Here is a 22,587-nt window from a genome sequence, read left to right as displayed (position 1 = left end):
CCACGAGAGGCGATCGCCGTGAACCATGCCGAAGTGCCCGGCCGCAGGGCCCTGCTGAGGGGAGCCCTGGGCGCAGGGGCCCTCACCGCCGTACCCGGCGTCGCCCACGCCGCGGCGCCACGCGCCCCGTACCGCAATCCCCTGGTCGAGCAACGCGCCGACCCGCACATCACCCGGCACACCGACGGCCGTTACTACTTCACCGCCAGCGCCCCCGAGTACGACCGGATCATCCTGCGTTCCTCCCGCACCCTGCCCGGCCTGAGCACCGCCGAGGAAGCGGTGATCTGGACCAGGCACACCGCCGGGGACATGGCCGCCCACATCTGGGCGCCGGAACTCCACCGCATCGGCGGCAAGTGGTACGTCTACTTCGCCTCGGCGCCCGCGGACGACGTCTGGAAGATACGGATCTGGGTGCTGGAGAACGCGAGCGCCGACCCCTTCCGCGGCACCTGGACCGAGAAGGGGCGGCTCACCACGGCCTGGGACACCTTCTCGCTCGACGCCCACACCTTCACCCACCGGGGAGGCCGCTACCTCGTCTGGGCCCAGCACGAGCCCGGCCTGGACAACAACACAGGGCTCTTCCTCTCGCGGATGGCCGACCCGTGGACGCTGACCGGTCCCCAGATCCGCCTCAGCACGCCCGAGTACGACTGGGAGTGCATCGGCTTCAAGGTCAACGAGGGAGCCGCGGTGATCAAGCGGAACGGCCGCGTCTTCATGACGTACTCCGCGAGCGCGACCGATGCCAACTACTGCATGGGCCTCCTCACCGCGGACGCCCGCAGTGACCTGATGGACCCGGCCTCCTGGGCCAAGTCCCCGGAGCCCGTCTTCATCAGCAGCGAGGAGACCGGGCAGTACGGTCCTGGCCACAACTCCTTCACCGTGGCCGAGGACGGCCGGACCGACGTGCTCGTCTACCACGCACGGCCGTACCGGGAGATCGCCGGCGACCCGCTGCACGACCCCAACCGGCACACCCGGATCCAACGGCTGGCCTGGAAGGCGGACGGCACGCCGGACTTCGGCATCCCGGTGGCCGACTCCGCCTGACGCCTGACCCCCGGCGCCTGACGCCCGGCGCCTGAAGCCCGGCGCCTGACGCCGGAACCGGCCACGGCCGACCGGCCGGGGCCGGTCCGCGGCATTGACGCGTCCCATGTCCCTGCCTATCTTTCGTTCGAAGTTCTGGGCAACGTCCGATATATCGAACCGCGAACCCCTGGAGCGTCCATGCCGTACCCGCATCCGTGGTCCCGGCTCACCGTCCCCGTCGCCGCGCTCCTCCTCGGAACGCTGCTTGCCGCGCCCGCCCGCGCCGACGACACCGCACCTGCGGCGGAGCCGGCCGAATACTCCCTCACCGTCCACCCGGACCGCACCGGCCCCGCCATCGACGACTCGATGTACGGCGTCTTCTACGAGGACATCAACCACGCGGCCGACGGAGGGCTGTACGCCGAACTCGTCCAGAACAGGTCCTTCGAGTACGACCGCGCCGACAACGCCGCGTACTCGGCCATGACCGCCTGGAGTCCCACCGCGGTGTCCGGCGGTACGGGGCAGGCCCGGACCCTGGACGACGACGAGCGTCTGGGCGAACGCAACCGCCGGTACCTGCGCCTCGACCTCGACGGCGGCGCGGGCGGACGGGCCGGCTTCGGAGTGACCAACTCCGGTTACAACGAGGGCCTGCGCATACGCGAGGGCGCCCGCTACGACTTCTCCGTCTGGGCACGCACCGACCGGGCCGAGGGCACCGCGCTGACCGTCGGAGCGACCGCGGCGGACGGCACCACGCTCACCGCACCGCTGCGTATCACCGTGCGCGGAGACCGCTGGGCGAAGTACACGGGCACCCTCACCGCCCGCACCGCGGCCGCGGACGGCCGGCTCGCCGTGACGGCCGGGGGCAGCGGCACCGTACGGCTCGACATGATCTCCCTCTTCCCCCGGGACACCTACAAGGGACGGGCGAACGGGCTCCGCAAGGACCTCGCGGAGAAGACCGCCGCACTGGAACCCGGCTTCCTGCGCTTCCCGGGCGGCTGCCTCGTCAACACGGGAAGCCATGAGGCGTACGAGGCGCCCGGCTGGGAGCGCAAGCGCTCCTACCAGTGGAAGGACACCATCGGCCCGGTCGAGCAGCGCCCCGTCAACGCCAACTTCTGGGGCTACAACCAGACCTACGGCCTCGGCTACTACGAGTACTTCCAGTTCGCCGAGGACATCGGCGCGATGGCGCTGCCCGTCGTGCCCGCACTCGTCACCGGCTGCGGCCAGAACAAGGCGACCGACGACCCCGAACTGCTGGAACGGCACATTCAGGACACCCTCGACCTGATCGAGTTCGCCAACGGCCCGGCCGGCTCCACCTGGGGGGCGAAGCGCGCCGCCATGGGCCACCGCGCGCCGTTCGGACTCACCCACCTGGAGGTCGGCAACGAGGAGAACCTCCCGGACGAGTTCTTCACCCGCTTCACCCGGTTCCGCGAGGCCATCGAGGCCAGGTACCCGGACATCACCGTGGTCAGCAACTCCGGCCCGGACGACAGCGGCACCACCTTCGACCGGGCCTGGCAGCTCAACCGGGACGCCGACGTCGCCATGGTCGACGAGCACTACTACAACAGCCCGCAGTGGTTCCTCGAGAACAACGCCCGCTACGACACCTACGACCGCAACGGCCCCGAGGTGTTCCTCGGCGAATACGCCTCGCTCGACAACCGCTTCTCCAACGCCCTCGCCGAAGCCGCCTTCATGACCGGCCTCGAACGCAACGCGGATGTCGTGAAGCTCGCCTCCTACGCCCCGCTCCTCGCCGACACGAACGACGCGCAGTGGCGCCCGGACATGATCTGGTTCGACAACGAGAAGTCATGGGGTTCGGCCAACTACGAGGTGCAGAAGCTCTTCATGAACAACGTCGGCGACCGGGTCGTGCCGAGCGCCGCGTCCACCACACCCGCGGTCTCCGCACCGATCACCGGCGCCGTCGGGCTGTCGACCTGGGCGACCAGTGCCGCGTACGACGACGTCGAGGTCACCGGCGAGGACGGCACCCGGCTGCTGAGCGACGACTTCTCCACCGGGGACACGCAGTGGACGAAGGCGGCGGGCCGCGGCGCCTGGGCCGTCCAGGACGGGGCGTACGTCCAGTCCGACGAGAGTGCCGAGGACACCCTGGTCACGGCCGGCGACCCCGGCTGGCAGAACTACGACCTGCGGGTCAGGGCGACGAAGAAGGCGGGCAAGGAGGGCTTCCTCGTCGCCTTCGGGGTCAAGGACACCGGGAACAAGTACTGGTGGAACCTCGGAGGCTGGGGCAACACCCGCTCCGCCGTGGAGAAGACGGTCGACGGCGCCAACCGGACGATGACCGAGGACAGCACGACGATCGAGACGGGACGCGCCTACGACCTCAGGATCCAGGTGCGCGACCGGCAGGTCACCCTCTTCCTCGACGGGAAGCAGTGGGGCACCTTCACCGACGACAAGCCCGCCGAACCCTTCCGGCAGGTGGTCACCCGGGACGACGCCACGGGCGAACTCGTGGTCAAGGTGGTCAACGCCCAGGCGTCGGATGCCAGGACCAGGATCGACCTGGGGGCGAAGCCGGCCTCACGGACCGCCCGGCTGACCGTGCTCCGGGCGGCTCCGGACGCGGTGAACACCGCCGACGACCGGCAGGTGGCGCCACGGAAATCGACCCTGCGGGTCGACGGACGCGTACTCACCCACACGTTCCCGGCGCACTCCGTGACCTTCCTGCGCATCAAGGAATAGGGCGGGAACAGCGAAAACCCCCAGGGTGACCTGGGGGTTTTCTGCTGGTGTCCGAGGGGGGACTTGAACCCCCACGCCCGATAAAGGGCACTAGCACCTCAAGCTAGCGCGTCTGCCATTCCGCCACCCGGACCGGGTGTGTGCCGACCGGGCAGGGCCCGTTCCGACGTGGAAAACCATAGCAAACATTCGGGGGTGCTCGATCACGCCCCATGACGTGTGAAAGGCACGTAACGAGGAGCGGGCGGTCTTGGGTGTGCGGGGCAGGCGCGCGAGGATGAGGGGGAGCACCACCGCGACAGTGGAAGGAAGCAGCGTGAGCGAGACCAACACGGCTCGGACCGTCTCCGGTGAGGATGAGGTCGTGGACCTCTGTCGTGACCTGATCAGGATCGACACCAGCAACTACGGCGACCACTCGGGCCCCGGCGAGCGGCTCGCCGCCGAGTACATCGCCGAGAAGCTCGCCGAGGTCGGGCTGGAACCGCAGATCATCGAGTCCCACAAGGGCCGGGCCTCCACCGTGGCCCGGATCGAGGGCGAGGACCCCTCCAAGCCCGCGCTGCTGATCCACGGGCACACCGATGTGGTGCCCGCCAACGCGGCCGACTGGACGCACGACCCGTTCTCCGGCGAGATCGCGGACGGCTGCGTCTGGGGCCGGGGCGCGGTCGACATGAAGGACATGGACGCGATGACCCTCGCGGTCGTCCGCGACCGCATGCGCAGCGGGCGCAAGCCCCCGCGTGACATCGTGCTGGCCTTCCTCGCGGACGAGGAGGCGGGCGGCACGTTCGGGGCTCGCCACCTCGTCGACAACCACCGGGACCTCTTCGACGGCGTCACCGAGGCGATCGGCGAGGTCGGCGGCTTCTCGTTCACCGTCAACGAGAACCTGCGCCTCTACCTGGTGGAGACCGCGCAGAAGGGCATGCACTGGATGCGGCTCACCGTGGACGGCACGGCAGGCCACGGGTCCATGACAAACAACGACAACGCGATCACCGAGCTCTGCGAGGCCGTCGGCAGGCTCGGCCGGCACAAGTGGCCGGTCCGGGTGACCAAGACCGTGCGGTCCTTCCTCGACGAGCTGTCCGACGCGCTGGGCACCCCGCTCGACCCGGAGGACATGGAGGCGACGCTCGCCAAGCTCGGCGGGATCGCCAAGATGGTCGGCGCCACCCTGCGGAACTCCGCCGCTCCCACCATGCTCGGCGCCGGGTACAAGGTGAACGTGATCCCCGGACAGGCCACCGCGCACGTGGACGGGCGCTTCCTGCCCGGTTACGAGGACGAGTTCCTGGCGGACCTCGACCGGATCCTCGGCCCGCGGGTCAAGCGCGAGGACGTGCACGGCGACAAGGCGCTGGAGACCAGCTTCGACGGCTCCCTGGTGGACGCGATCCAGCTCGCGCTCAAGGCCGAGGACCCGATCGCCCGCGCCGTGCCCTACATGCTCTCCGGCGGTACCGACGCGAAGTCCTTCGACGACCTCGGTATCCGCTGCTTCGGCTTCGCCCCGCTGAAGCTGCCGCCGGAGCTGGACTTCGCGGGCATGTTCCACGGTGTGGACGAGCGGGTACCGGTGGACGGCCTGAAGTTCGGCACCCGGGTGCTCGACCGCTTCATCGACCACTCCTGAGTCCTGGAGCAGCGGGAACGCCGGCGGCAGCCGAATTCGCCAGCGTGTACGCACCTCACCAGAAAGGGTGAAAGGGGTCACGCACTCGTAGCCCCCCAACTCCCTCCTCGTTACAGGTGATGCGGTCCGCGGCTGGGACCGCACTTGTCAACCAGGAGGAATAATGATCAAGAAGGTCGTCGCAATCGCGGCTGCTACCGGTGGTCTCGTGCTCGCGGGTGCGGGTATGGCTTCTGCCGACGCCGGCGCCCAGGGTGCTGCCATCGGCAGCCCCGGCGTGCTCTCGGGCAACGTCATCCAGGTTCCGGTCCACGTTCCGGTGAACGTGTGCGGCAACACCATTTCCGTGATCGGGCTGCTGAACCCGGCCTTCGGCAACGCCTGCGTCAACGACTGACGTTGAACACCAACCCGTAAGGGTGTGAGTCCGGTCGGCCCCGGAGTGCGCGCCATGCACTCCGGGGCCGCTGGGCATTCGGCCCTCGCACGGTTGTGCCGAGGGCATTCGGAAGGCAGAAGGCAGGAAACAAACCTATGCGACAGGTCACACGTAAAGGCCTGATCACCATGGCAGCGGCGGGCGGAGTGCTCGCGCTCAGTGGTGGCTACGCACACGCCGACTCGGGAGCCGCAGGCGGCGCGTCGAACTCACCGGGGGTGCTGTCGGGGAACTCGATCCAGGTCCCGATCGACGTACCGGTCAACGTCTGCGGAAACTCCGTGAACGTCGTCGGCCTGCTCAATCCCACGATCGGCAACGAATGCGGGAACGGATCGTCGGATGCCGGTCCCGGCCACACCCGGGACGACGGCGCCCCGTCCGGTCACGGTCGCGGACACGGCGGCTCCGGCAGCCAGGCCTCCGGGCACGAGGGCCGGGGCAGCGGCGAGGGGACCGGCAGGCACCGCGCCCCCGGCGCCTCCGCCCAGGGGGAGGCTAAGGGGTCACCCGGTATCGGCTCCGGCAACCAGGTGCAGGTGCCGGTCGAGATTCCCGTGAACCTCTGCGGCAACAGCGTCACCATCGGTGGCCTGCTCAACCCGGTCTTCGGCAACAGCTGCGAGAACGACTCGGAGGTCGGCCCTCCGCCCGTCGTACCGCAGACGCCCCACACCCCCGAGGAGCCGGCACTGCCGCCCGCGCAGGTTCCGCCCGCTCCCGAGGCCCAGCTCGTCCCCGGCCCGCAGCTCGCACAGACCGGTGCGGGCGGGCTCGACCTGCTGGTCCCGGCGAGCGCCGGCCTGCTGCTCGCCGGTGCGGGTACGGTCCTGTACCGCCGCTCGCGCAGCGCCGCATAACGGCACCGCGACCTCTCGCGTACGGCGTCGTCGAGGGAGCGGGTTCCGCAGACGCGGGACCCGCTCCGCGCTACCAGGTGGCCCGGAGCTGGCGGATGATCCGGCGGCGCAACCGGACGCGGCGGCTGCCGTCCAGGCGCAGGGTCAGGCGGTCCAACTCCCAGTGCCCGTACTCGGCATGGTCGGTCAGCAGGCGGGTCGCTTCCTTGCGGGAGACCCCGCGCGGCACGTACACGTCGACAAATTCGTATTCCGGCATCGCATCTATTGTGCGTGCAGAGCCCCGGTACGGATAGCGTCTGCACTATGTCTGATGCTGCGCAGCCCACCGCTGCCGAGGTACGCGCCGCCGCCGATGCAGTCAAAACCGCGCTCGACCGCCACCTCGAGGCGGTCGAGCGCCGTACCGGGGACGACGACCCCGCTGTTTACGACGCGTTCAACGCACTGGCCGCTGCGGCCGAGGTCTACGACGAATTCCTCTACGACCGCTACGACGAGGTCACCCCCTTCGAGATCCCCGGCGCGGAGGACTCACTGCCGCCGTACGCCGGTCCGGAGGAGCCGCACGCCCTCAGTGTGCTGATCAGGCGCGACTACGCGGTGGTGGAACCCCCGCGGCTGCTCGCCCAGGCCCAGCGGCTCGCCGACCTGGACCCCGACCAGCACGACAGCGACACCGTGCCCGTGGTCGGTACCAGCGTGCATGCCGCGCTGGGCGTGCTCTTCGGCGAGTACGAGGCGGACGAGATCGCGTCCCGGCACAAGGAATTCGGTCTGGAGGAGGGCGACTCCACGCTGTGGGTCTCCGCCGTGGACGAGCTTCCCGAGCCGGGGGAGTGGCTCGGGGCACCGTTCGACGACGCCGATCCGGCGCAGGTGGTCTGCCGCTTCGACGTCAGCTCGGTCTTCGACGAGGACGAGCTGGACGGTGACGCGGACGCTTCCGTGGTGGGCGGCTCCTGACCCTGCGGACGGAAGGCCCCGGCACGCACCGGGGCCTTCGTCCTGCTGTCCGGGGCGCGCCGGGGTCCCCTAGGAGGCGTCCGGGGTCGGCAGAGCCTCCAGGAGGGGGCGCAGCCGCGTCGTCCGCTCCTGGGCGGGGATCTCGGCGACCGCGCGCGGCAGTGCCTGGTCCACCCCGTGCACCACGGACAGATGGCGCTCACCGCGGCTGAACGCGGTGTACACCCACGGACGGCTCAGGCCCTGAGCGGCATCGCCCGGCAGGACGACGACCACGGCGGGCCAGCGCATTCCGGCCGCCTGATGGGCGCTGAGGGCCCAGCTGTGCCGTACCGACGACTCCACCGCGTCCGGGGGTACGACGACGGGTGTGCCCGCACAGTCCAGGTGCAGTCCGGCGGCGTCGGCCGAGACGACCGAACCCGGCACGGCCCTGCCGGGAGCCGGTACGTGGACGACCCGGTCGCCCGGGTCGAAGCCGCCGAATCTGCCGGGGCCCGGATTGAGCCGCTCCTTGAGTGCCGCGTTGAGTGCCTTGGTGCCGGCGGAGCCACCGTGTCCGACGGTGATCACCTGGGTGTCGGACGACGGCACGCCGATGGCACGCGGCACCGAGTCGGCGACGAGCTGCACGGTGCGGTGGACCGCCTCACCCGCATCGCGGACGGGGACGATCACGACTTCCCGGCCGGGCGCCTCGACCTGGGTGAGCTCACCGATTCCGATGCCCGAGACGAGCTCGCCGATCGGTCCGGGGTCCGGTGTGCGCGACACCACCTGCGGGCACGCGCGTGCCGCCAGCACGTCCGCGAACACCCGGCCCGCGCCGGCGGAACCCAGCACCCCCGGGTCGCCGCTCAGCACCAGCCGGGTCCCGTCGGCGAGGGACTCCACCAGCATCGCGGCGGTCTCCACATCGAGCTGCGGCGCGTCCAGCACGACCAGCAGGTCCAGTGCGAGGGCACCGTCGGTGTCCCGGCCGGTGCCCGCCGCACCGGAGAGCAGATCCCGCAGGGTGAGCGCGGCCTGCGGATCACCGACCGCGGTGGCCAGCCTGTGCCGGCCGTCCACACTGTGGGTCGCGCCGAGGGCGCGCAGCCCCAGACCCTGCGCGGCGGCGATGAGGGCGGCGGGTTCCGCCCGGGCACTCTCGCCACCGCTGTGGGCGACGAGTCCGGCGGTCGCCACCGTCCTGATCAGCTCGGCCGCCGAGGGCGACGGGGCGGCGGCAGCGGCCTGGGTCCAGTCGGCGCCCTTCTCACAGGCGTTGACCAGCCGTGCGAGGCCGTCGGCGAGGCTCTCCTCGGCCAGCGCGTACCGGTCGAGGCCCAGCAGGACCTGTACCGGCTCCTGCTCGTCGTGTGCGTCCTGTGCGCCGTCCTCGTCGTCCCCCTCCGGTTCCTCGGGCTCCGCGGCGTCCGCGGGGTCGAGGCCGTCCTGGAAGACGAGCACGACGCCCTCGGCGACGGCGTGCTCAACGGCGGCGTCGGGGTCGGTGACCGCGCGCTCGGCCAGCGCCGCACGTACCTGCGAGGCGTCCAGCGCGGTATGGCCCTGGAGGGCGGCACGCTCCAGCAGCCAGCCCACGAGCGCCGCCGTACGCCGCTCGTCGTCCGGGCCGCACTCCGTGCCGAGCAGAGCCCTGGCGAAGCCGTCCGCCTGCTCGGGACGGACCCCGGGCACGGACAACAGCTGCCAGGGGTTCTCGCGCAGGATGCCGGCGGCCTGTTCGCCGAGGGTCACGGCAGCCGGGCGTGCCATGGCCTCGGGCGCGCCGCCCTCGGCGAGCACCGCCGCGACGGCGTCCGCCGCCTCGGGCGAGGCGGTGTGCGTGGGCTGCTGTTCGGCGGACCGGGGCCGGGCGGGCGAGGGCGATGCGTATGCGGGTCCGGTGGTGGCGGCCGGGCGGGGCGCGGGCGTCGACGCGCGCGGCTCGAAGAACGCCGTGGCCGCCTTCTCGCCGCTCTCGACGGCGCGCACGGCTGCGAGGAGGTCGGCAGCCGGGCCGCTCAGCTTCGTACCGGCGGGGATGGGCCCTTCCTTCTCGGCCTTGCGCTTCTCGATCCGCTCACGGAGCTCGCGCTGAGCCGCCAGCTCGATCTCGGCCTCCGAGAGCGCGGGAGCCGCGGCGGCTGCGGGCGTGCCGTCCGCCTCGGTTCCGACGGGTGCCTCGGAGTCCGCGGGGACTTCAAGGTCTGCGGCGGTCCCGGACTCTGCGGAGGCGTCGAGGGCTGCAGGGACCTCGGAGCTCGCGGGAGCCTGTTCCGCACCGCTCCCTTCGGCCCCTTCGTCGCCGGGCGTGACGGTGGCGCCGACAGCGCCGTCGGAGCCCGCGTCCTCGCGGTCCTCGTGGTTCTCGGCCGCGGGGTCCGGGGTTTCCCCCCGGGGAAGGGCAGTCACAGCGTGCTCCAGTCCTGGTCGGGATAGCGGTGCACGGGCGCCGACACATCGTCGAGCGCCTGGCAGATCTCGTCAGGAAGACTAAGCGCCTCCACTGACAAGGCCTCGGAGAGCTGCTGCGCGTTGCGCGCGCCGATGATCGGGGCCACCACTCCCGGGCGGTCCCGCACCCAGGCCAGCGCGACCATGAGCGGTGTCGTGGCGAGGCCGTCCGCAGCCGTGGCCACCGCGTCGACGATCCGGCTCGCCGGGTCGTCGAGATACGGCTCGACGAAGGGGGCGAGGTGCTCGGAGGCGCCCCGCGAATCGGACGGCGTGCCGGTGCGGTACTTGCCGGTCAGCACCCCGCGGCCCAGCGGGGACGAAGGGAGCAGCCCCACTCCGAGATCCAGCGCCGCGGGCAGCACCTCCCGCTCGATGCCCCGCTGCAGCAGCGAGTACTCCATCTGCGTGCTGGCCAGCCGGGTACGCAGACCGGGCGCCGCGAGCTGCCAGGTGGCCGCCTTGGCCAGCTGCCAGCCGCTGAAGTTCGACACCCCCGCATAGCGGACGCGTCCCGAGGACACCGCCAGGTCCAGTGCCTGCAGGGTCTCGTCCAACGGCGTCACGGGGTCGAAGGCGTGGACCTGCCACAGGTCGACGTAGTCCGTCCCGAGCCGCTCCAGGGACGCGTCGAGCGCTGCCAGCAGATGCCCGCGCGATCCGTCGAAGCGGCGGTACGGATCGGGCACGCTGCCGGCCTTGGTCGCGATGACCAGATCCTGCCGGGGCACCAGGTTGTCGACGAGCCGGCCGAGGAGGTACTCGGACTCCCCGCCGCCGTACACATCGGCTGTGTCGATCAGCGTGCCGCCGGCGTCCCAGAAGGCTTTCAGCTGGTCGGCAGCATCGTGCTCGTCGGTGTCCCGGCCCCAGGTGAGGGTGCCGAGCCCGACCCGGGACACGCGAAGGCCGGTACGGCCGAGATGCCTCTGCTCCATGGGCGCTGAGATTACTGGCCAAGGCCCCACAGGGTGGAAGCCTGTGGACAACCGAACTGAGGGCCGTCGAGCCTGCCGGATCCCCGGCATGCGCGCTAGAGTCCGGGACACAGGGACGTTACTCATCAGTAGAGGGAGCGCGGCATGCGGCTCGGCATCAATCTCGGTTACTGGGGCGCGGGCATGGACGGCGACAACCTCGCCGTCGCCCAGGAGGCCGACCGCCTCGGTTACGACGTCTGCTGGGCGGCCGAGGCCTACGGCTCCGACGTACCGACCGTTCTTGCCTGGGTCGCCGCCCAGACCGAGTCCATCGACGTCGGGTCCGCCATCATGCAGATCCCGGCCCGTCAGCCCGCCATGACGGCGATGACCGCGGCCACTCTCGACTCGCTCTCCGGAGGCCGGTTCCGCCTGGGCCTCGGTGTGTCGGGGCCGCAGGTCTCCGAGGGCTGGTACGGCGTCAAGTTCGACAAGCCGCTGGCCCGCACCCGCGAGTACGTCGACATCGTGCGCAAGGCCATGTCCCGCGAGCGCCTCTCCTACGAGGGGGAGCACTGGACGCTGCCGCTCCCCGACGGCCCGGGCAAGCCCATCAAGCTCACCGTCCACCCCCAGCGCGAGCACATCCCGCTCTACATCGCCGCGATCGGCCCGAAGAACCTGGAGCAGACCGGCGAGATCGCCGACGGAGCCCTGCTCATCTTCCCCTCCGCCGAGCACCTCGAGGACACCGCGGTCAAGCACCTGCGGGCCGGCCGGGAGAAGGCCGGGAAGACCATGGAGGGCTTCGACGTCTGTCCGACGCTGCCGCTCGCCATCGGCGACGACATCAACGGCCTCGCCGACATGTTCCGCCCGTACACCGCGCTGTACGTCGGCGGCATGGGCAGCCGCAAGCAGAACTTCTACAACCAGTTGGCCCAGCGCATGGGGTACGAGAAGGAAGCCGCCGAGATCCAGGACAAGTACCTGGCCGGCGACAAGGCGGGCGCCGCCGCCGCCGTGCCGCACCAGCTCATCGACCAGACCACGCTACTCGGCTCGGTGGAGCGGATCGCCGAGCGTATGCAGGCGTACGCCGCCGCCGGAGTCACCACGCTGACGCTCGCCCCGGCCGGCTTCACGCTCGAGGAGCGTCTCGCGGCCCTGCGCGCGGGCACGGACGCCCTGGAGCACTCCGGCCTCGCCGCGTAGCTGCCGCGCCCCCGGGACAGCACTACGGCCGTGGTGGGGGCTCGGGGGTCCTCCCCGCCACGGCCGTCACAGGGAACAACGCGCACCGCGCCCCACGGTTACGCCCCCCGACCCGGCCGTCCGGCCGTCCGGACAGGGCGGGGGCCCGTTCGGCCCTGCCTGGCCCCCCTCGTGTTGCCCGCCGCCCGGTTCCGCCATTGACTTTGTTTCTGCGGACACGGTGCGAAGGGTGGCAGTGATGCTCTCGGCAAAGAGTCTTTTTCAGGAGATCCTCGACGACGACGACGCCTTCCGGCTGTTCTGCTCCATCGCAGCCAGCGGGGAGTCGCAGGGCGGCTGGGAGAACGGCCGCATCGCCGCCCTCGTCCCGAGGAGCCTGCGCGATCTCGCCCCCAAGATCACCCGGCACGGGGCGGACGAGGACAAGCACGGCCGGATCTTCAACGCCCTGCTGAAGCAGCGCGGGCTCGAACCCGTGGTCGTGCCGTACGAGACCGACTACACGCTGCTCCTGGAGAAGCACGGCATCGGCCTCGCCCATGACCAGCTCAACCGTGACGAACCGCTGTCGGAGCGGGACATCATCGTCTACCTCGCCCACAGCAGGGTCACGGAGCAGCGCGCCTCCGAGCAGATGCAGCTGCTGCGCAGGTACTTCGCGGACCATCCCGCACTCGGCCGCGCGGTGAAGATGATCTCGCGGGACGAGGACAACCACCTCGCCTACTGCCACGAGGAACTGCTCCGCTTCGCCCGGGCCGGCCACGGCCGGACGATTCAGGCCGTCCTGCGGGAGTGCGCCCTCGCCGAGATCCGGGTGTACCGGGACGTCAGCCTCGCCGTGATGAGCCACATGGGCACCGTGCTGCGCTGGCCCCGCGCCAAGGCGGCCGTCCTGGCCGCGGGGATCCACGGGATGTACGCGTACGAGCGGCTGGCCGGCTGGCGGCGCATGGTGAGCCTCGAACCGCCCGCACGGCGCAACGCGCTGGGCGGCCCCGCGACGCCGGAGGCCGAGTACGCGTGACGGACGGGCCCGGCCCGGTCCGGACGGGTGGCGCTACATCCAGCCGCGGTGTTTGAACAGGCGGTACAGGCCGAAGACCGCGCAGCCCATCAGCCCGATCACCGCCGGGTACGTCCACACCCAGTGCAGCTCGGGCATGTGATCGAAGTTCATGCCGTAGATGCCGGCCACCATGGTCGGTACGGCGGCCATGGCCGCCCACGCCGAGATCTTCCGCATGTCGTCGTTCTGCCGCACCCCCATCTGCGCCAGATGCGCCGACAGAATGTCCGAGAGCAGCCGGTCGAGCCCCTCCACATGTTCGTTGGCACGCGTCAGGTGGTCGCTGACGTCCCGGAAGAACGGCTGTGAGTGCTTGTCGACGAAAGGCACGCCCGCGCCCGCGAGCCGGGTCATCGGCGCGCTCAGCGGGCCGGTCGCCCGGCGGAATTCCAGTACCTGCCGTTTGAAGGTGTAGATGCGGGCGGCGGTGTTCTTCGCGTCCCCGGTGCCGCTCGGGGCGAACACCTGCGCCTCCAGCTCCGACAGGTCCGCCTGGAGCTCGGCGGCGACCTCGATGTAGTGGTCGACCGCCGCGTCGCTGACCGCGTACAGCACTGCCGTGGGGCCGTGCCTGAGCACCTCGGGCTCGGCCTCGAGCCGACGGCGTACCGCTGCGAGAGGCGCCCCCTCGCCGTGGCGGACCGTCACCACGAAGGAGTCACCTATGAAGATCATCAGCTCGTCGGTGCTGACCGTGTCGCTCTCCGGCTCGTAGACCACGGGCTTGATGACGGCGAACAGGGAGTCGTCGTAGATCTCGAGCTTGGGGCGCTGATGTGCGCGGAGAGCGTCCTCCACCGCCAGGGGGTGCAGTCCGAACTCGCTGCTGACGAGGTCGAACTCCTTCTCCGTGGGCTCGTGCAGTCCGATCCAGACAAAGGCGTCCCCGGCCTCCCGCGCTTCGCCCAGGGCGTCGGAGAAGTCGGCGGGGCCGTCGGTCCGGCGCCCGTCCCGGTAAATGCCGCAGTCCACGATCACGCGCGCATTCTTCCCTGCATCGTGCCTCCTCGCACCTTCGACGTGCCCTCTACGCTGGCACGTATGCCCACGCTCATCCTTGTACGCCACGGACGCTCGACCGCCAACACCGCCGGAGTGCTCGCGGGGCGGACCCCCGGTGTCTCCCTCGACGAACGCGGCGCCGAACAGGCGGCCGCGCTGCCCGGACGGCTGGCCGCACTCAGCCTCGTCGCGGCCGTCAGCAGCCCCCTGCAGCGCTGCCGCGAGACGCTCCAGCCCCTGCTCGAGGCCCGGCCGGGCCTCGTCCTGCGGACCGAGGAGCGGATCAGTGAATGCGACTACGGGGACTGGTCGGGGCGCAAGCTCGCCGAGCTCTCCGACGAACCGCTGATGTCCGTCGTGCAGCAGCACCCCTCGGCCGCGGCGTTCCCCGGCGGCGAGTCCATGCGGGCCATGCAGGCCAGGGCCGTGGACGCCGTACGGGACTGGAACGGCCGGATCGAGGCGGAACACGGCGACGACGCCACGTACGTGATGTGCTCGCACGGCGACATCATCAAGGCCCTCGTGGCCGACGCGCTCGGCATGCATCTCGACCTCTTCCAGCGCATTCACGCCGACCCCTGCTCGGTCACCGCGATCCGCTACAGCCGGCTTCGCCCCTTTCTCCTGCGCCTCGGCGACACCGGCGACTTCGCCTCCCTGGCACCGCGCGAACAGCCCCTGGGGGCCGACGCGGCGGGGGAGGAGGCAACGGATGCGGCCGTCGGGGGCGGCGCGGGGGCGCCGTGATCTCTCCGCGCAGTAGGGTGGACGCGCCGTAGAGGCCTTGCGGGGGGCATCCCCCCGGGGCCCGGTCGGCGCCCATTCGCCTTCATATTTCAAGGGAGACAGGACGTGTCCCGTCAGGTGTTCCTCTACGACCCCCCGGACCGTTTCGTGGCCGGTACGGTCGGGCTGCCTGGCCGCCGTACGTTTTTCCTGCAGGCATCCTCGACGGGACGGGTCACCAGTGTGGCCCTGGAGAAGACCCAGGTTGCCGCGTTGGCCGAACGGATCGACGAACTCCTCGACGAGGTCGTCCGGCGGACCGGCGGCAATTCACCGGTGCCGGCGGTGGCACCCATGGACGTCACCGACACCGCCCCGCTCGACGCCCCGGTCGAGGAGGAGTTCAGGGTCGGCACGATGGCGCTGGCCTGGGACGGTGAGGAACAGCGCATGATCGTCGAGGCGCAGGCACTCGTCGAGCTGGACGCGGACTCCGAGGACGACCTCGCCGAGGCCGAGGAAAGGCTCCTGCAGGACGAGGAGAACGGCCCGCCGATGCTCCGGGTCCGGCTGAGCGGCGCGCAGGCCCGGGCGTTCGCCAAGCGCGCCCTGGACGTCGTGAACGCCGGCCGCCCGCCGTGCCCGCTCTGCAGCCTGCCGCTCGACCCGGAAGGACACGTATGCCCGCGCCAGAACGGATACCGTCGCGGGGCCTGACGGAGGCCGGACTGAAGACCCTGCTCGCCCAGGGGGAGCTCACGGTCCTCGGACAGGTCCGCGGTGCGTCGAACGCCGTGCTCTACTGCACGGTCGCGTACGAGGGCGAGGAACGCCCCTGCGTGTACAAGCCGGTGGCCGGGGAGCAGCCTCTGTGGGACTTCCCGGACGGCACGCTCGCCCAGCGCGAGGTGGCGGCCTACGAGCTCTCCGAGGCGACCGGATGGGGGCTCGTACCGCCGACGGTGCTGCGTGAGGGCCCCTACGGCGAGGGCATGTGCCAGCTGTGGATCGAGGCGGACGAGAGCGCGGAGGAGTCCGGGGCCGACGGCGGCGGTGTCCACGGACTGCCGCCGCTGCTCGGGCTCGTCGAGGACGAGGAGCCGGGGGACGGCTGGAAGGCCGTGGGGTTCGCGGAGGTGGGGGAGGGGAAGACCGCGCTGCTGGTGCACGCGGACGACCCCCGGCTGCGCAGGCTCGCGGTCCTGGACGCGGTGATCAACAACGGTGACCGCAAGGGCGGGCATCTGCTGCCCGCCCCCGGAGGCCGGCTGTTCGGCATCGATCACGGCGTCACCTTCAACGCCGACGACAAGCTGCGGACCCTGCTGTGGGGCTGGGCGGGCGAGCCGCTGACGGCCGAGGCGGTCGAGGTGCTGGACGCGCTGGCCGCCGAACTGGAACCGGGTGCGGCGCTGGCCACCCGGTTGGGGGAACTCATCACCGCGGTGGAGCTCGACGCACTGCGGGAGCGGGTTTCCGGGCTGCGGAAGTCCGGGAGGCACCCGCAGCCGAGCGGGGAGTGGCCGGCGATTCCGTGGCCACCGGTGTGAGAGCGGCGCTCTCCCGGCGGCAGGTGGCGGAAGGCCGGACGGTGGGTCCGGAGGGCGGATTCCCCGGTGCGGGAGTGCGCCGCCGGCTGTCCGCCCCCGGCCGTTAGCGGAAAAGCCCCGCACGTACAAGACCGCCTCTTCGGCCAGGATCCTTGATCCGGTTCGTATCCGGAAGCATCGTCCGGTTACGCTCATGACATGCATGCCTGGCCCGCTTCTGAGGTCCCCGCCCTGCCTGGCAAGGGCCGCGACCTTCGGATCCACGACACCGCGACCGGCGGACGGATCACCCTTGACCCCGGTCCCGTCGCCCGCATCTATGTCTGCGGCATCACGCCGTACGACGCGACCCACATGGGTCATGCGGCGACCTACAACGCGTTCGACCTCGTTCAGCGCGTGTGGCTCGACACCAAGCGGCAGGTTCACTACGTCCAGAATGTGACCGACGTGGACGATCCGCTGCTGGAGCGGGCCGTGCGCGACGGTCAGGACTGGACCGAGCTCGCGGAGCGCGAGACGGCACTCTTCCGGGAGGACATGACCGCCCTGCGCATGCTTCCCCCGCAGCACTACATCGGGGCGGTGGAGGCGATACCCGGCATCGTCCCGCTGGTCGAACGCCTCAGGGACGCGGGTGCCGCATACGAGCTCGACGGCGACGTGTACTTCTCCGTCGACTGCGACCCGCACTTCGGTGAGGTCTCGGGGCTCGACGCCGACGCGATGCGCCTGCTCTCCGCCGAGCGCGGCGGTGACCCGGACCGGCCGGGCAAGAAGAACCCGCTCGACCCGATGCTCTGGATGGCCGCCCGTGAGGGCGAGCCGAGCTGGGACGGCGCCAGCCTCGGCCGCGGCCGGCCCGGCTGGCACATCGAGTGCGTCGCCATCGCGCTGGACCACCTCGGCATGGGCTTCGACATCCAGGGGGGCGGGTCCGACCTCGCCTTCCCGCACCACGAGATGGGTGCCTCGCACGCGCAGGCACTGACCGGCGAGCATCCGTTCGCCCGTGCCTACGTGCACGCCGGCATGGTCGCCCTGAACGGCGAGAAGATGTCCAAGTCCAAGGGCAACCTCGTCTTCGTCTCGGCGCTGCGCCGCGACGACGTGGACCCCGCGGCGATCAGGCTGGCGCTGCTCTCGCACCACTACCGGTCCGACTGGGAGTGGACCGACCAGGTGCTCGCCGACGCCGTCGCGCGTCTCGCGACCTGGCGTGCCGCCGTCTCCCGGCCCGACGGGCTCTCCGCGGACGCACTGGTCGAGGAGGTCCGAGAGGCCCTGGCCGACGACCTGGACGCTCCGGCGGCGCTCGCCGCCGTGGACCGCTGGGCAGCCCGGCAGAACTCCGCCGGCGGTACGGACGAGGGTGCGCCCGGTCTCGTCTCGCGCACCGTCGACGCCCTGCTGGGTGTCGCCCTGTAACAGCCGGATGCGTGACCGCACCGCGTGACCCGATCCCGAGGACCGGCCCCCGACTTCTTCACGAAGTCGGGGGCCGGTTCCCTTTTGTCCGTGGTCAATTGCTCGAAGTTGCGCTAAAAGCGCTCTATGCAATCATCAACGCGCATCAGAGTGGCGGCAGTTGCCGGCCTGCTCGGACTGCTCGCGGTACTCGCGGGGCCGGGCAGTGCCCAGGCCGAGCCGTCCGAACCGGTGAGCACCACCGTCGGCGACATCACCGGGTTCTCCGCCGAAGGGCCCGTCTACCACCTGAGGGCCGGCAAGGCCGAGGCCCGCGTCAGCTTCGTCTCCGCCGAGACCTTCCGCATCGAACTCGCCCCGGACGGCACGTTCGCCGACCCGACCGGTGACGACATCGTGCTGCCCCAGGGCGCCCCGCCACGAACCAGCTGGAAGGACCGCGGCGACCGCTACGACCTCTCCGCGAGCGGCGGCGTCACCCTGCGGGCCTACAAGTCGCCCCTGCGGTTCGCGCTGCACCGGGCCGACGGCAGCCAGGTCTGGTCCGAGGCCAAGGGGCTGAGCTGGGACGGGGAGAAGACCACCCAGACCCTCGCCCGCGGTGCCGACGAGCAGTTCTACGGCGCCGGGATGCAGAACGGCCGCGGCAACACCTCGCACCGCGGCAAGACCGTCGAGGTCGGCGTCGACTACAACTGGGACGACGGCGGCCACCCCAACTCGGTCCCGTTCTACCTCTCTTCCGCCGGATACGGCGTCTACCGCAATACCTACGCGCCCAACACCTACGCCTTCACCGACCCGGTGACGACGAGCGCGCGGGAACAGCGCTTCGACGCCTACTACTTCGCCGGTGACGCCAAGAACGTCATCGGCCAGTACACGAAGCTCACCGGCAAGCCCTTCCTGCCGCCCGTGTACGGCATGGAGATCGGCGACGCCGACTGCTACCTGCACAACGCCAACCGCGGCGAGCGGCGCACCCTGGACGCGCTGAAGGTCGCCGACGGCTACGTCGAGAACGACATGCCGAACGGCTGGATGCTCGTCAACGACGGTTACGGCTGTGGCTACGAGGACCTCGCCGAGACCGCCGAGGGCCTCCAGGACCGGCAGATGGAGCTCGGTCTGTGGACCGAGGACGGCATCGACAAGCTCGCCGACCAGGTGAAGGCGGGCCAGCGGGTCGCCAAGCTCGATGTCGCCTGGATCGGCGAGGGCTACAAGTTCGCCCTGGACGGCTGCAAGGACGCGTACAAGGGCATCGAGGACAACAGCGATGCCCGCGGCTTCACCTGGGCGCCGGAGAGCTGGTCGGGCGCCCAGCGCTGCGGAGTCCAGTGGTCCGGCGACCAGTCGGGCAGCTGGGAGTACATCCGCTGGCAGATCCCGACCTACGCGGGCGCCACGATGTCCGGACTCGCGTACACGACGGGTGACGTCGACGGCATCTTCGGCGGCAGCGCCAAGACGTACACCCGGGACCTCCAGTGGAAGATGTTCCTGGGTACGACGATGACCATGGACGGCTGGGCCGCGAACGACAAGCAGCCCTTCCGGTACGGCGAGCCGTACACCTCCGTCAACCGCGACTACCTGAAGCTGAAGGAGTCGCTGCTGCCCTACCAGTACTCGTACGCCCACGAGGCGACGAAGACCGGCGTCGGCATGGTCCGCCCGCTCGTCCTGGAGTACCCGGACGACCCGAAGGCGGCGTCGGACGCGGCGAAGTACGAGTTCATGTCCGGTGAGCACTTCCTGGTCGCCCCCGTCTACCAGGACGCCACCGAGCGCAGTGGGATCTACCTGCCGAAGGGCACCTGGACCGACTACTGGAGCGGCCGGACGTACCAGGGGCCGACCACCGTCGACCACTACAGTGCTCCGCTCGACACCCTCCCGCTCTTCGTGAAGGCGGGCGCCACCGTGCCGATGTGGCCCGGCATCCGCTCGTACAAGGACCGCACGGCGGGCTCACCGCTGGCCTGGGACGTGTATCCGCAGGGGACCTCGTCGTTCACGCTGTACGAGGACGACGGTGTGACCCGGCAGCACCGCGAGGGCAGGTACGCCACGCAGCGGGCCGTCGTGGACGCCCCGAGGAGCGGCGCGGGCGATGTCACCGTACGCATCGGGGAGAGCAGGGGGAGCTTCGCGGGCAAACAGAGCAGCCGCCCCTACGAGTTCACCGTGCACACCGGGTCCGCACCCACCTCGGTGAAGCTCGCGGGCAAGCTGCCGCAGGTGCGTTCGGCGGCGGACTTCGAGGCCGCGAAGCAGGGCTGGTGGTACGACCAGGACGACCGCGGCGGCGTGGTGAGGATCAAGACCCTGCCGCTGAGCACGGATCAGGCGTTCACGCTCACGCTGAAGGACGCCAGCGCCGTCGGCGGGAGGAAGCCCGGCGCGACGGCCGTCGTCTCCGCACCGGACGCACAGGAGGTGGGCGCAGGGGTGGCGGGCACCGTGTCCGTCGACGTCACCGCGGGCTCCGCGGACCTGACGGACACCACCGTCACCCTCGACGTCCCGGACGGCTGGCAGGTCACCCCGGCCGCGTCCGGGGTGCGGATACCGGCGGGCACCACCCGGCGGGTCGAGGTGGCGGTCACCCCGGCGCGGGACGCCACGGCGGGCGAGGCGCGGATCACGGCGCTCGCCCGCTACCGGTCGGCGGGCGAGGCCCGAACGGCCGTGCAGCGCCTCGCCGTCGGAGTGATGCCACCGCCCCCGGCCGGGGAGGCCTGGGCGAGCGACCTGGTCTGGCTCAGGTCGGCCAACGGCTACGGGCCCGCGGAGCGCGACCGCTCCAACGGTGAGTCCGGGGCGGCGGACGGGCACACGCTGACCCTGGCGGGGAAGACGTACGAGAAGGGGATCGGCACCCACGCCGACTCCGACATCGAGGTCTATCTCGGCGGCCGCTGCACCGCGTTCACCGCGGACGTGGGCATCGACGACGAGATCAACGGCTACGGCGAGGTGGCGTTCTCCGTGGAGGCCGACGGCAAGGTGCTGTGGACCTCTGCGAAGCTGACCGGCGCCTCGGCCACGGTGCCCGTCGACGTGAGCCTCGACGGTGCGCGGCATGTGCATCTGAAGGTCACGGACACCAACGGTTCCAAGACCGGTGACCACGGCGACTGGGCGGCTGCGAGGTTCAGCTGCGCCTGACAGGACTACGGGACCGGATACCGGTCCCGTAGGGACACAGGGGACACAGGGGCGCCGGACGGGATTCCTTCCCGCCCGGCGCCCCGATTGCGTTCGACCGTCGCCGGCCCCCGGACCGATCAGTCCTCCGTGGTGTCCCCGTCGTCCCCGGACGTGTCCGGGGCGTCGGGGGAGCCGTCGGACGCCTTCCCGGTGCCGGCCGCCCCGCTGTCCCCCTTGCCGGGTGACGGCGGACGTACGGCCCCGGGATCACTTTCCGGGCCGCTCTCCGGACGCTGCGGCTTCGGCGGTCTCGTGCGACCGCTCGACGTGTCCCGCAGATAGGACACGTCGCCGCTCTCCGTGGCGTGGCCGCCCGGTCCCTGGCCGGGACCTCCCACATCCCGGCGCCTGAGATACCGCTCGAACTCCCGGGCGATGGCCTCGCCGGACGCCTCGGGCAGCTCCGCGGTGTCCCGCGCCTCCTCCAGCGTCTGCACGTACTCGGCCACCTCGCTGTCCTCGGCGGCCAGTTGGTCGACGCCGAGTTGCCACGCGCGGGCGTCCTCGGCCAGCTCGCCCAGCGGGATCCGCAGCCCGAGCAGGTCCTCCAGACGGTTCAGCAGGGCGAGCGTCGCCTTCGGGTTGGGCGGCTGCGACACGTAGTGCGGCACCGCCGCCCACAGGCTCACCGCAGGCACTCCGGCATGCGTACACGCCTCCTGGAGGATGCCGACGATGCCGGTCGGGCCCTCGTACCTGGTCTCCTCCAGATCCATCGTCCTGGCCAGATCCGGGTCCGACGTGACCCCGCTGACCGGCACCGGCCTGGTGTGCGGGGTGTCGCCGAGCAGCGCCCCCAGGATGACGACCATCTCGACGCCCAGCTCATGGGCGAAACCCAGGATCTCGTTGCAGAACGAGCGCCAGCGCATCGAGGGTTCGATGCCGCGGACCAGCACCAGATCGCGGGGCTTGTCCCCGCCGATACGGACCACGGAGAGCCGTGTGGTGGGCCAGGTGATCTTGCGAACCCCACCGTCCAGCCACACCGTGGGCCGGTTGACCTGGAAGTCGTAGTAGTCCTCGGCGTCGAGCGCCGCGAACACCTCGCCCTTCCATTCCCGGTCCAGATGTCCGACCGCTGTGGAGGCGGCGTCACCGGCGTCGTTCCAGCCTTCGAACGCGGCCACCATGACCGGGTCGATCAGCTCGGGTACCCCCTCGAGCTCGATCACCCAGGCCTCCTTCCGAAGTTTCCTTGCGTACAGACCAACCTTACGGCTTCCGCCCCCTCCCCCTGCAGTCCGTTTGCATGGGCGGGCGAACCGTGCAAGGTCCTGGATTCATCCGAGCTGTACTGGGGAAACGCGCTGA

General features: G+C 70.9%; 18 protein-coding genes and 1 tRNA gene. 13 read left to right on the top strand and 6 right to left on the bottom strand.

Features of this window, described 5'->3' with window-relative positions; genetic code table 11:
• The first annotated feature begins 18 nt into the window (after positions 1-18).
• Entirely contained in the window at positions 19-1,062 is a 1,044-nt protein-coding gene (locus ACFQ6X_RS23155; RefSeq protein WP_383184266.1) for a family 43 glycosylhydrolase, read from the top strand.
• 180 nt (positions 1,063-1,242) lie between these two features.
• The gene (locus ACFQ6X_RS23150; protein WP_383184265.1) at positions 1,243-3,795 is read left to right on the top strand and encodes an alpha-L-arabinofuranosidase C-terminal domain-containing protein; all 2,553 of its coding nucleotides are present in this window, start codon (positions 1,243-1,245) and stop codon (positions 3,793-3,795) included.
• A 45-nt stretch (positions 3,796-3,840) separates the two neighbouring features.
• On the opposite strand, the gene ACFQ6X_RS23145 is transcribed toward ACFQ6X_RS23150, so the two are convergent.
• Positions 3,841-3,928 (bottom strand) — tRNA-Leu (locus ACFQ6X_RS23145).
• Between the two features lie 183 nt (positions 3,929-4,111).
• Between ACFQ6X_RS23145 and ACFQ6X_RS23140 the strand changes: the two genes are divergently transcribed.
• The 3 genes from ACFQ6X_RS23140 to ACFQ6X_RS23130 all read left to right on the top strand — a co-directional run bounded on the left by ACFQ6X_RS23140 (position 4,112) and on the right by ACFQ6X_RS23130 (position 6,736).
• Positions 4,112-5,437 (top strand): M20/M25/M40 family metallo-hydrolase, encoded by a 1,326-nt coding sequence (locus tag ACFQ6X_RS23140; protein ID WP_383184264.1) that lies wholly within the window; start codon positions 4,112-4,114, stop codon positions 5,435-5,437.
• A 163-nt stretch (positions 5,438-5,600) separates the two neighbouring features.
• Positions 5,601-5,834, top strand: coding sequence for a chaplin ChpH (gene chpH, locus ACFQ6X_RS23135; RefSeq protein WP_329212748.1), 234 nt, complete (start codon positions 5,601-5,603; stop codon positions 5,832-5,834).
• Positions 5,835-5,971: 137 nt separating this feature from the next.
• Positions 5,972-6,736 (top strand): chaplin family protein, encoded by a 765-nt coding sequence (locus ACFQ6X_RS23130; protein ID WP_383184263.1) that lies wholly within the window; start codon positions 5,972-5,974, stop codon positions 6,734-6,736.
• A gap of 70 nt (positions 6,737-6,806) precedes the next feature.
• Here ACFQ6X_RS23130 and ACFQ6X_RS23125 read toward each other — a convergent pair whose 3' ends face one another.
• The gene (locus ACFQ6X_RS23125) at positions 6,807-6,995 is read right to left on the bottom strand and encodes a DUF5703 family protein (protein WP_185301746.1); all 189 of its coding nucleotides are present in this window, start codon (positions 6,993-6,995) and stop codon (positions 6,807-6,809) included.
• Between the two features lie 47 nt (positions 6,996-7,042).
• On the opposite strand from ACFQ6X_RS23125, the gene ACFQ6X_RS23120 reads away from it, so the two are divergent.
• Positions 7,043-7,702 (top strand): hypothetical protein, encoded by a 660-nt coding sequence (locus ACFQ6X_RS23120; protein ID WP_383184262.1) that lies wholly within the window; start codon positions 7,043-7,045, stop codon positions 7,700-7,702.
• A 69-nt stretch (positions 7,703-7,771) separates the two neighbouring features.
• Here ACFQ6X_RS23120 and ACFQ6X_RS23115 read toward each other — a convergent pair whose 3' ends face one another.
• Together ACFQ6X_RS23115 and ACFQ6X_RS23110 are read right to left on the bottom strand one after the other, a co-directional pair.
• Positions 7,772-10,102 carry a helix-hairpin-helix domain-containing protein gene (locus ACFQ6X_RS23115; protein WP_383184261.1) on the bottom strand — a complete coding sequence of 777 codons (2,331 nt, stop codon included), beginning with the start codon at positions 10,100-10,102 and terminating at the stop codon, positions 7,772-7,774.
• Positions 10,099-11,082: an aldo/keto reductase gene (locus ACFQ6X_RS23110; protein WP_383184260.1), complete on the bottom strand. Its 984-nt coding sequence runs from the start codon at positions 11,080-11,082 to the stop codon at positions 10,099-10,101. The genes ACFQ6X_RS23115 and ACFQ6X_RS23110 overlap by 4 nt, the downstream gene beginning before the upstream one ends.
• A 144-nt stretch (positions 11,083-11,226) precedes the next feature.
• On the opposite strand from ACFQ6X_RS23110, the gene ACFQ6X_RS23105 reads away from it, so the two are divergent.
• Together ACFQ6X_RS23105 and ACFQ6X_RS23100 are read left to right on the top strand one after the other, a co-directional pair.
• The gene (locus ACFQ6X_RS23105; RefSeq protein ID WP_329212753.1) at positions 11,227-12,279 is read left to right on the top strand and encodes an LLM class F420-dependent oxidoreductase; all 1,053 of its coding nucleotides are present in this window, start codon (positions 11,227-11,229) and stop codon (positions 12,277-12,279) included.
• 238 nt (positions 12,280-12,517) lie between these two features.
• Positions 12,518-13,306, top strand: coding sequence for a ferritin-like domain-containing protein (locus tag ACFQ6X_RS23100; protein ID WP_383184341.1), 789 nt, complete (start codon positions 12,518-12,520; stop codon positions 13,304-13,306).
• A 33-nt stretch (positions 13,307-13,339) separates the two neighbouring features.
• Here the strand turns inward: ACFQ6X_RS23100 and corA are convergent, their stop codons facing one another.
• On the bottom strand, positions 13,340-14,326 hold the full coding sequence (gene corA, locus ACFQ6X_RS23095; protein ID WP_383184259.1) for a magnesium/cobalt transporter CorA: 987 nt from the start codon (positions 14,324-14,326) through the stop codon (positions 13,340-13,342).
• Between the two features lie 63 nt (positions 14,327-14,389).
• Between corA and ACFQ6X_RS23090 the strand changes: the two genes are divergently transcribed.
• The 5 genes from ACFQ6X_RS23090 to ACFQ6X_RS23070 all read left to right on the top strand — a co-directional run bounded on the left by ACFQ6X_RS23090 (position 14,390) and on the right by ACFQ6X_RS23070 (position 21,231).
• Entirely contained in the window at positions 14,390-15,100 is a 711-nt protein-coding gene (locus ACFQ6X_RS23090; RefSeq protein WP_383184258.1) for a histidine phosphatase family protein, read from the top strand.
• A 105-nt stretch (positions 15,101-15,205) separates the two neighbouring features.
• A complete protein-coding gene (locus ACFQ6X_RS23085; RefSeq protein WP_329212756.1) occupies positions 15,206-15,796 on the top strand; it encodes a DUF3090 domain-containing protein in 591 nt (196 codons plus the stop codon).
• Complete coding sequence (locus ACFQ6X_RS23080; RefSeq protein ID WP_383184257.1) at positions 15,760-16,629, top strand: SCO1664 family protein; 870 nt, start codon at positions 15,760-15,762, stop codon at positions 16,627-16,629. Before ACFQ6X_RS23085 ends, ACFQ6X_RS23080 begins: the two co-directional genes overlap by 37 nt.
• A gap of 198 nt (positions 16,630-16,827) precedes the next feature.
• Positions 16,828-18,057 (top strand): cysteine--1-D-myo-inosityl 2-amino-2-deoxy-alpha-D-glucopyranoside ligase, encoded by a 1,230-nt coding sequence (gene mshC / locus ACFQ6X_RS23075; RefSeq protein ID WP_383184256.1) that lies wholly within the window; start codon positions 16,828-16,830, stop codon positions 18,055-18,057.
• A gap of 126 nt (positions 18,058-18,183) precedes the next feature.
• Positions 18,184-21,231 carry an NPCBM/NEW2 domain-containing protein gene (locus ACFQ6X_RS23070; protein ID WP_383184255.1) on the top strand — a complete coding sequence of 1,016 codons (3,048 nt, stop codon included), beginning with the start codon at positions 18,184-18,186 and terminating at the stop codon, positions 21,229-21,231.
• Positions 21,232-21,350: 119 nt separating this feature from the next.
• Here the strand turns inward: ACFQ6X_RS23070 and ACFQ6X_RS23065 are convergent, their stop codons facing one another.
• Positions 21,351-22,448, bottom strand: a complete 1,098-nt coding sequence (locus ACFQ6X_RS23065) for a PAC2 family protein (protein ID WP_383184254.1) — start codon at positions 22,446-22,448, stop codon at positions 21,351-21,353.
• Between the last annotated feature and the right edge of the window lie 139 nt (positions 22,449-22,587).

Source organism: Streptomyces sp. NPDC056452 (assembly GCF_042796085.1).
Taxonomy (GTDB): domain Bacteria; phylum Actinomycetota; class Actinomycetes; order Streptomycetales; family Streptomycetaceae; genus Streptomyces.
Note: the sequence above shows the minus strand (reverse complement) of the source record. Positions and strands in the feature narration are given on the sequence as shown.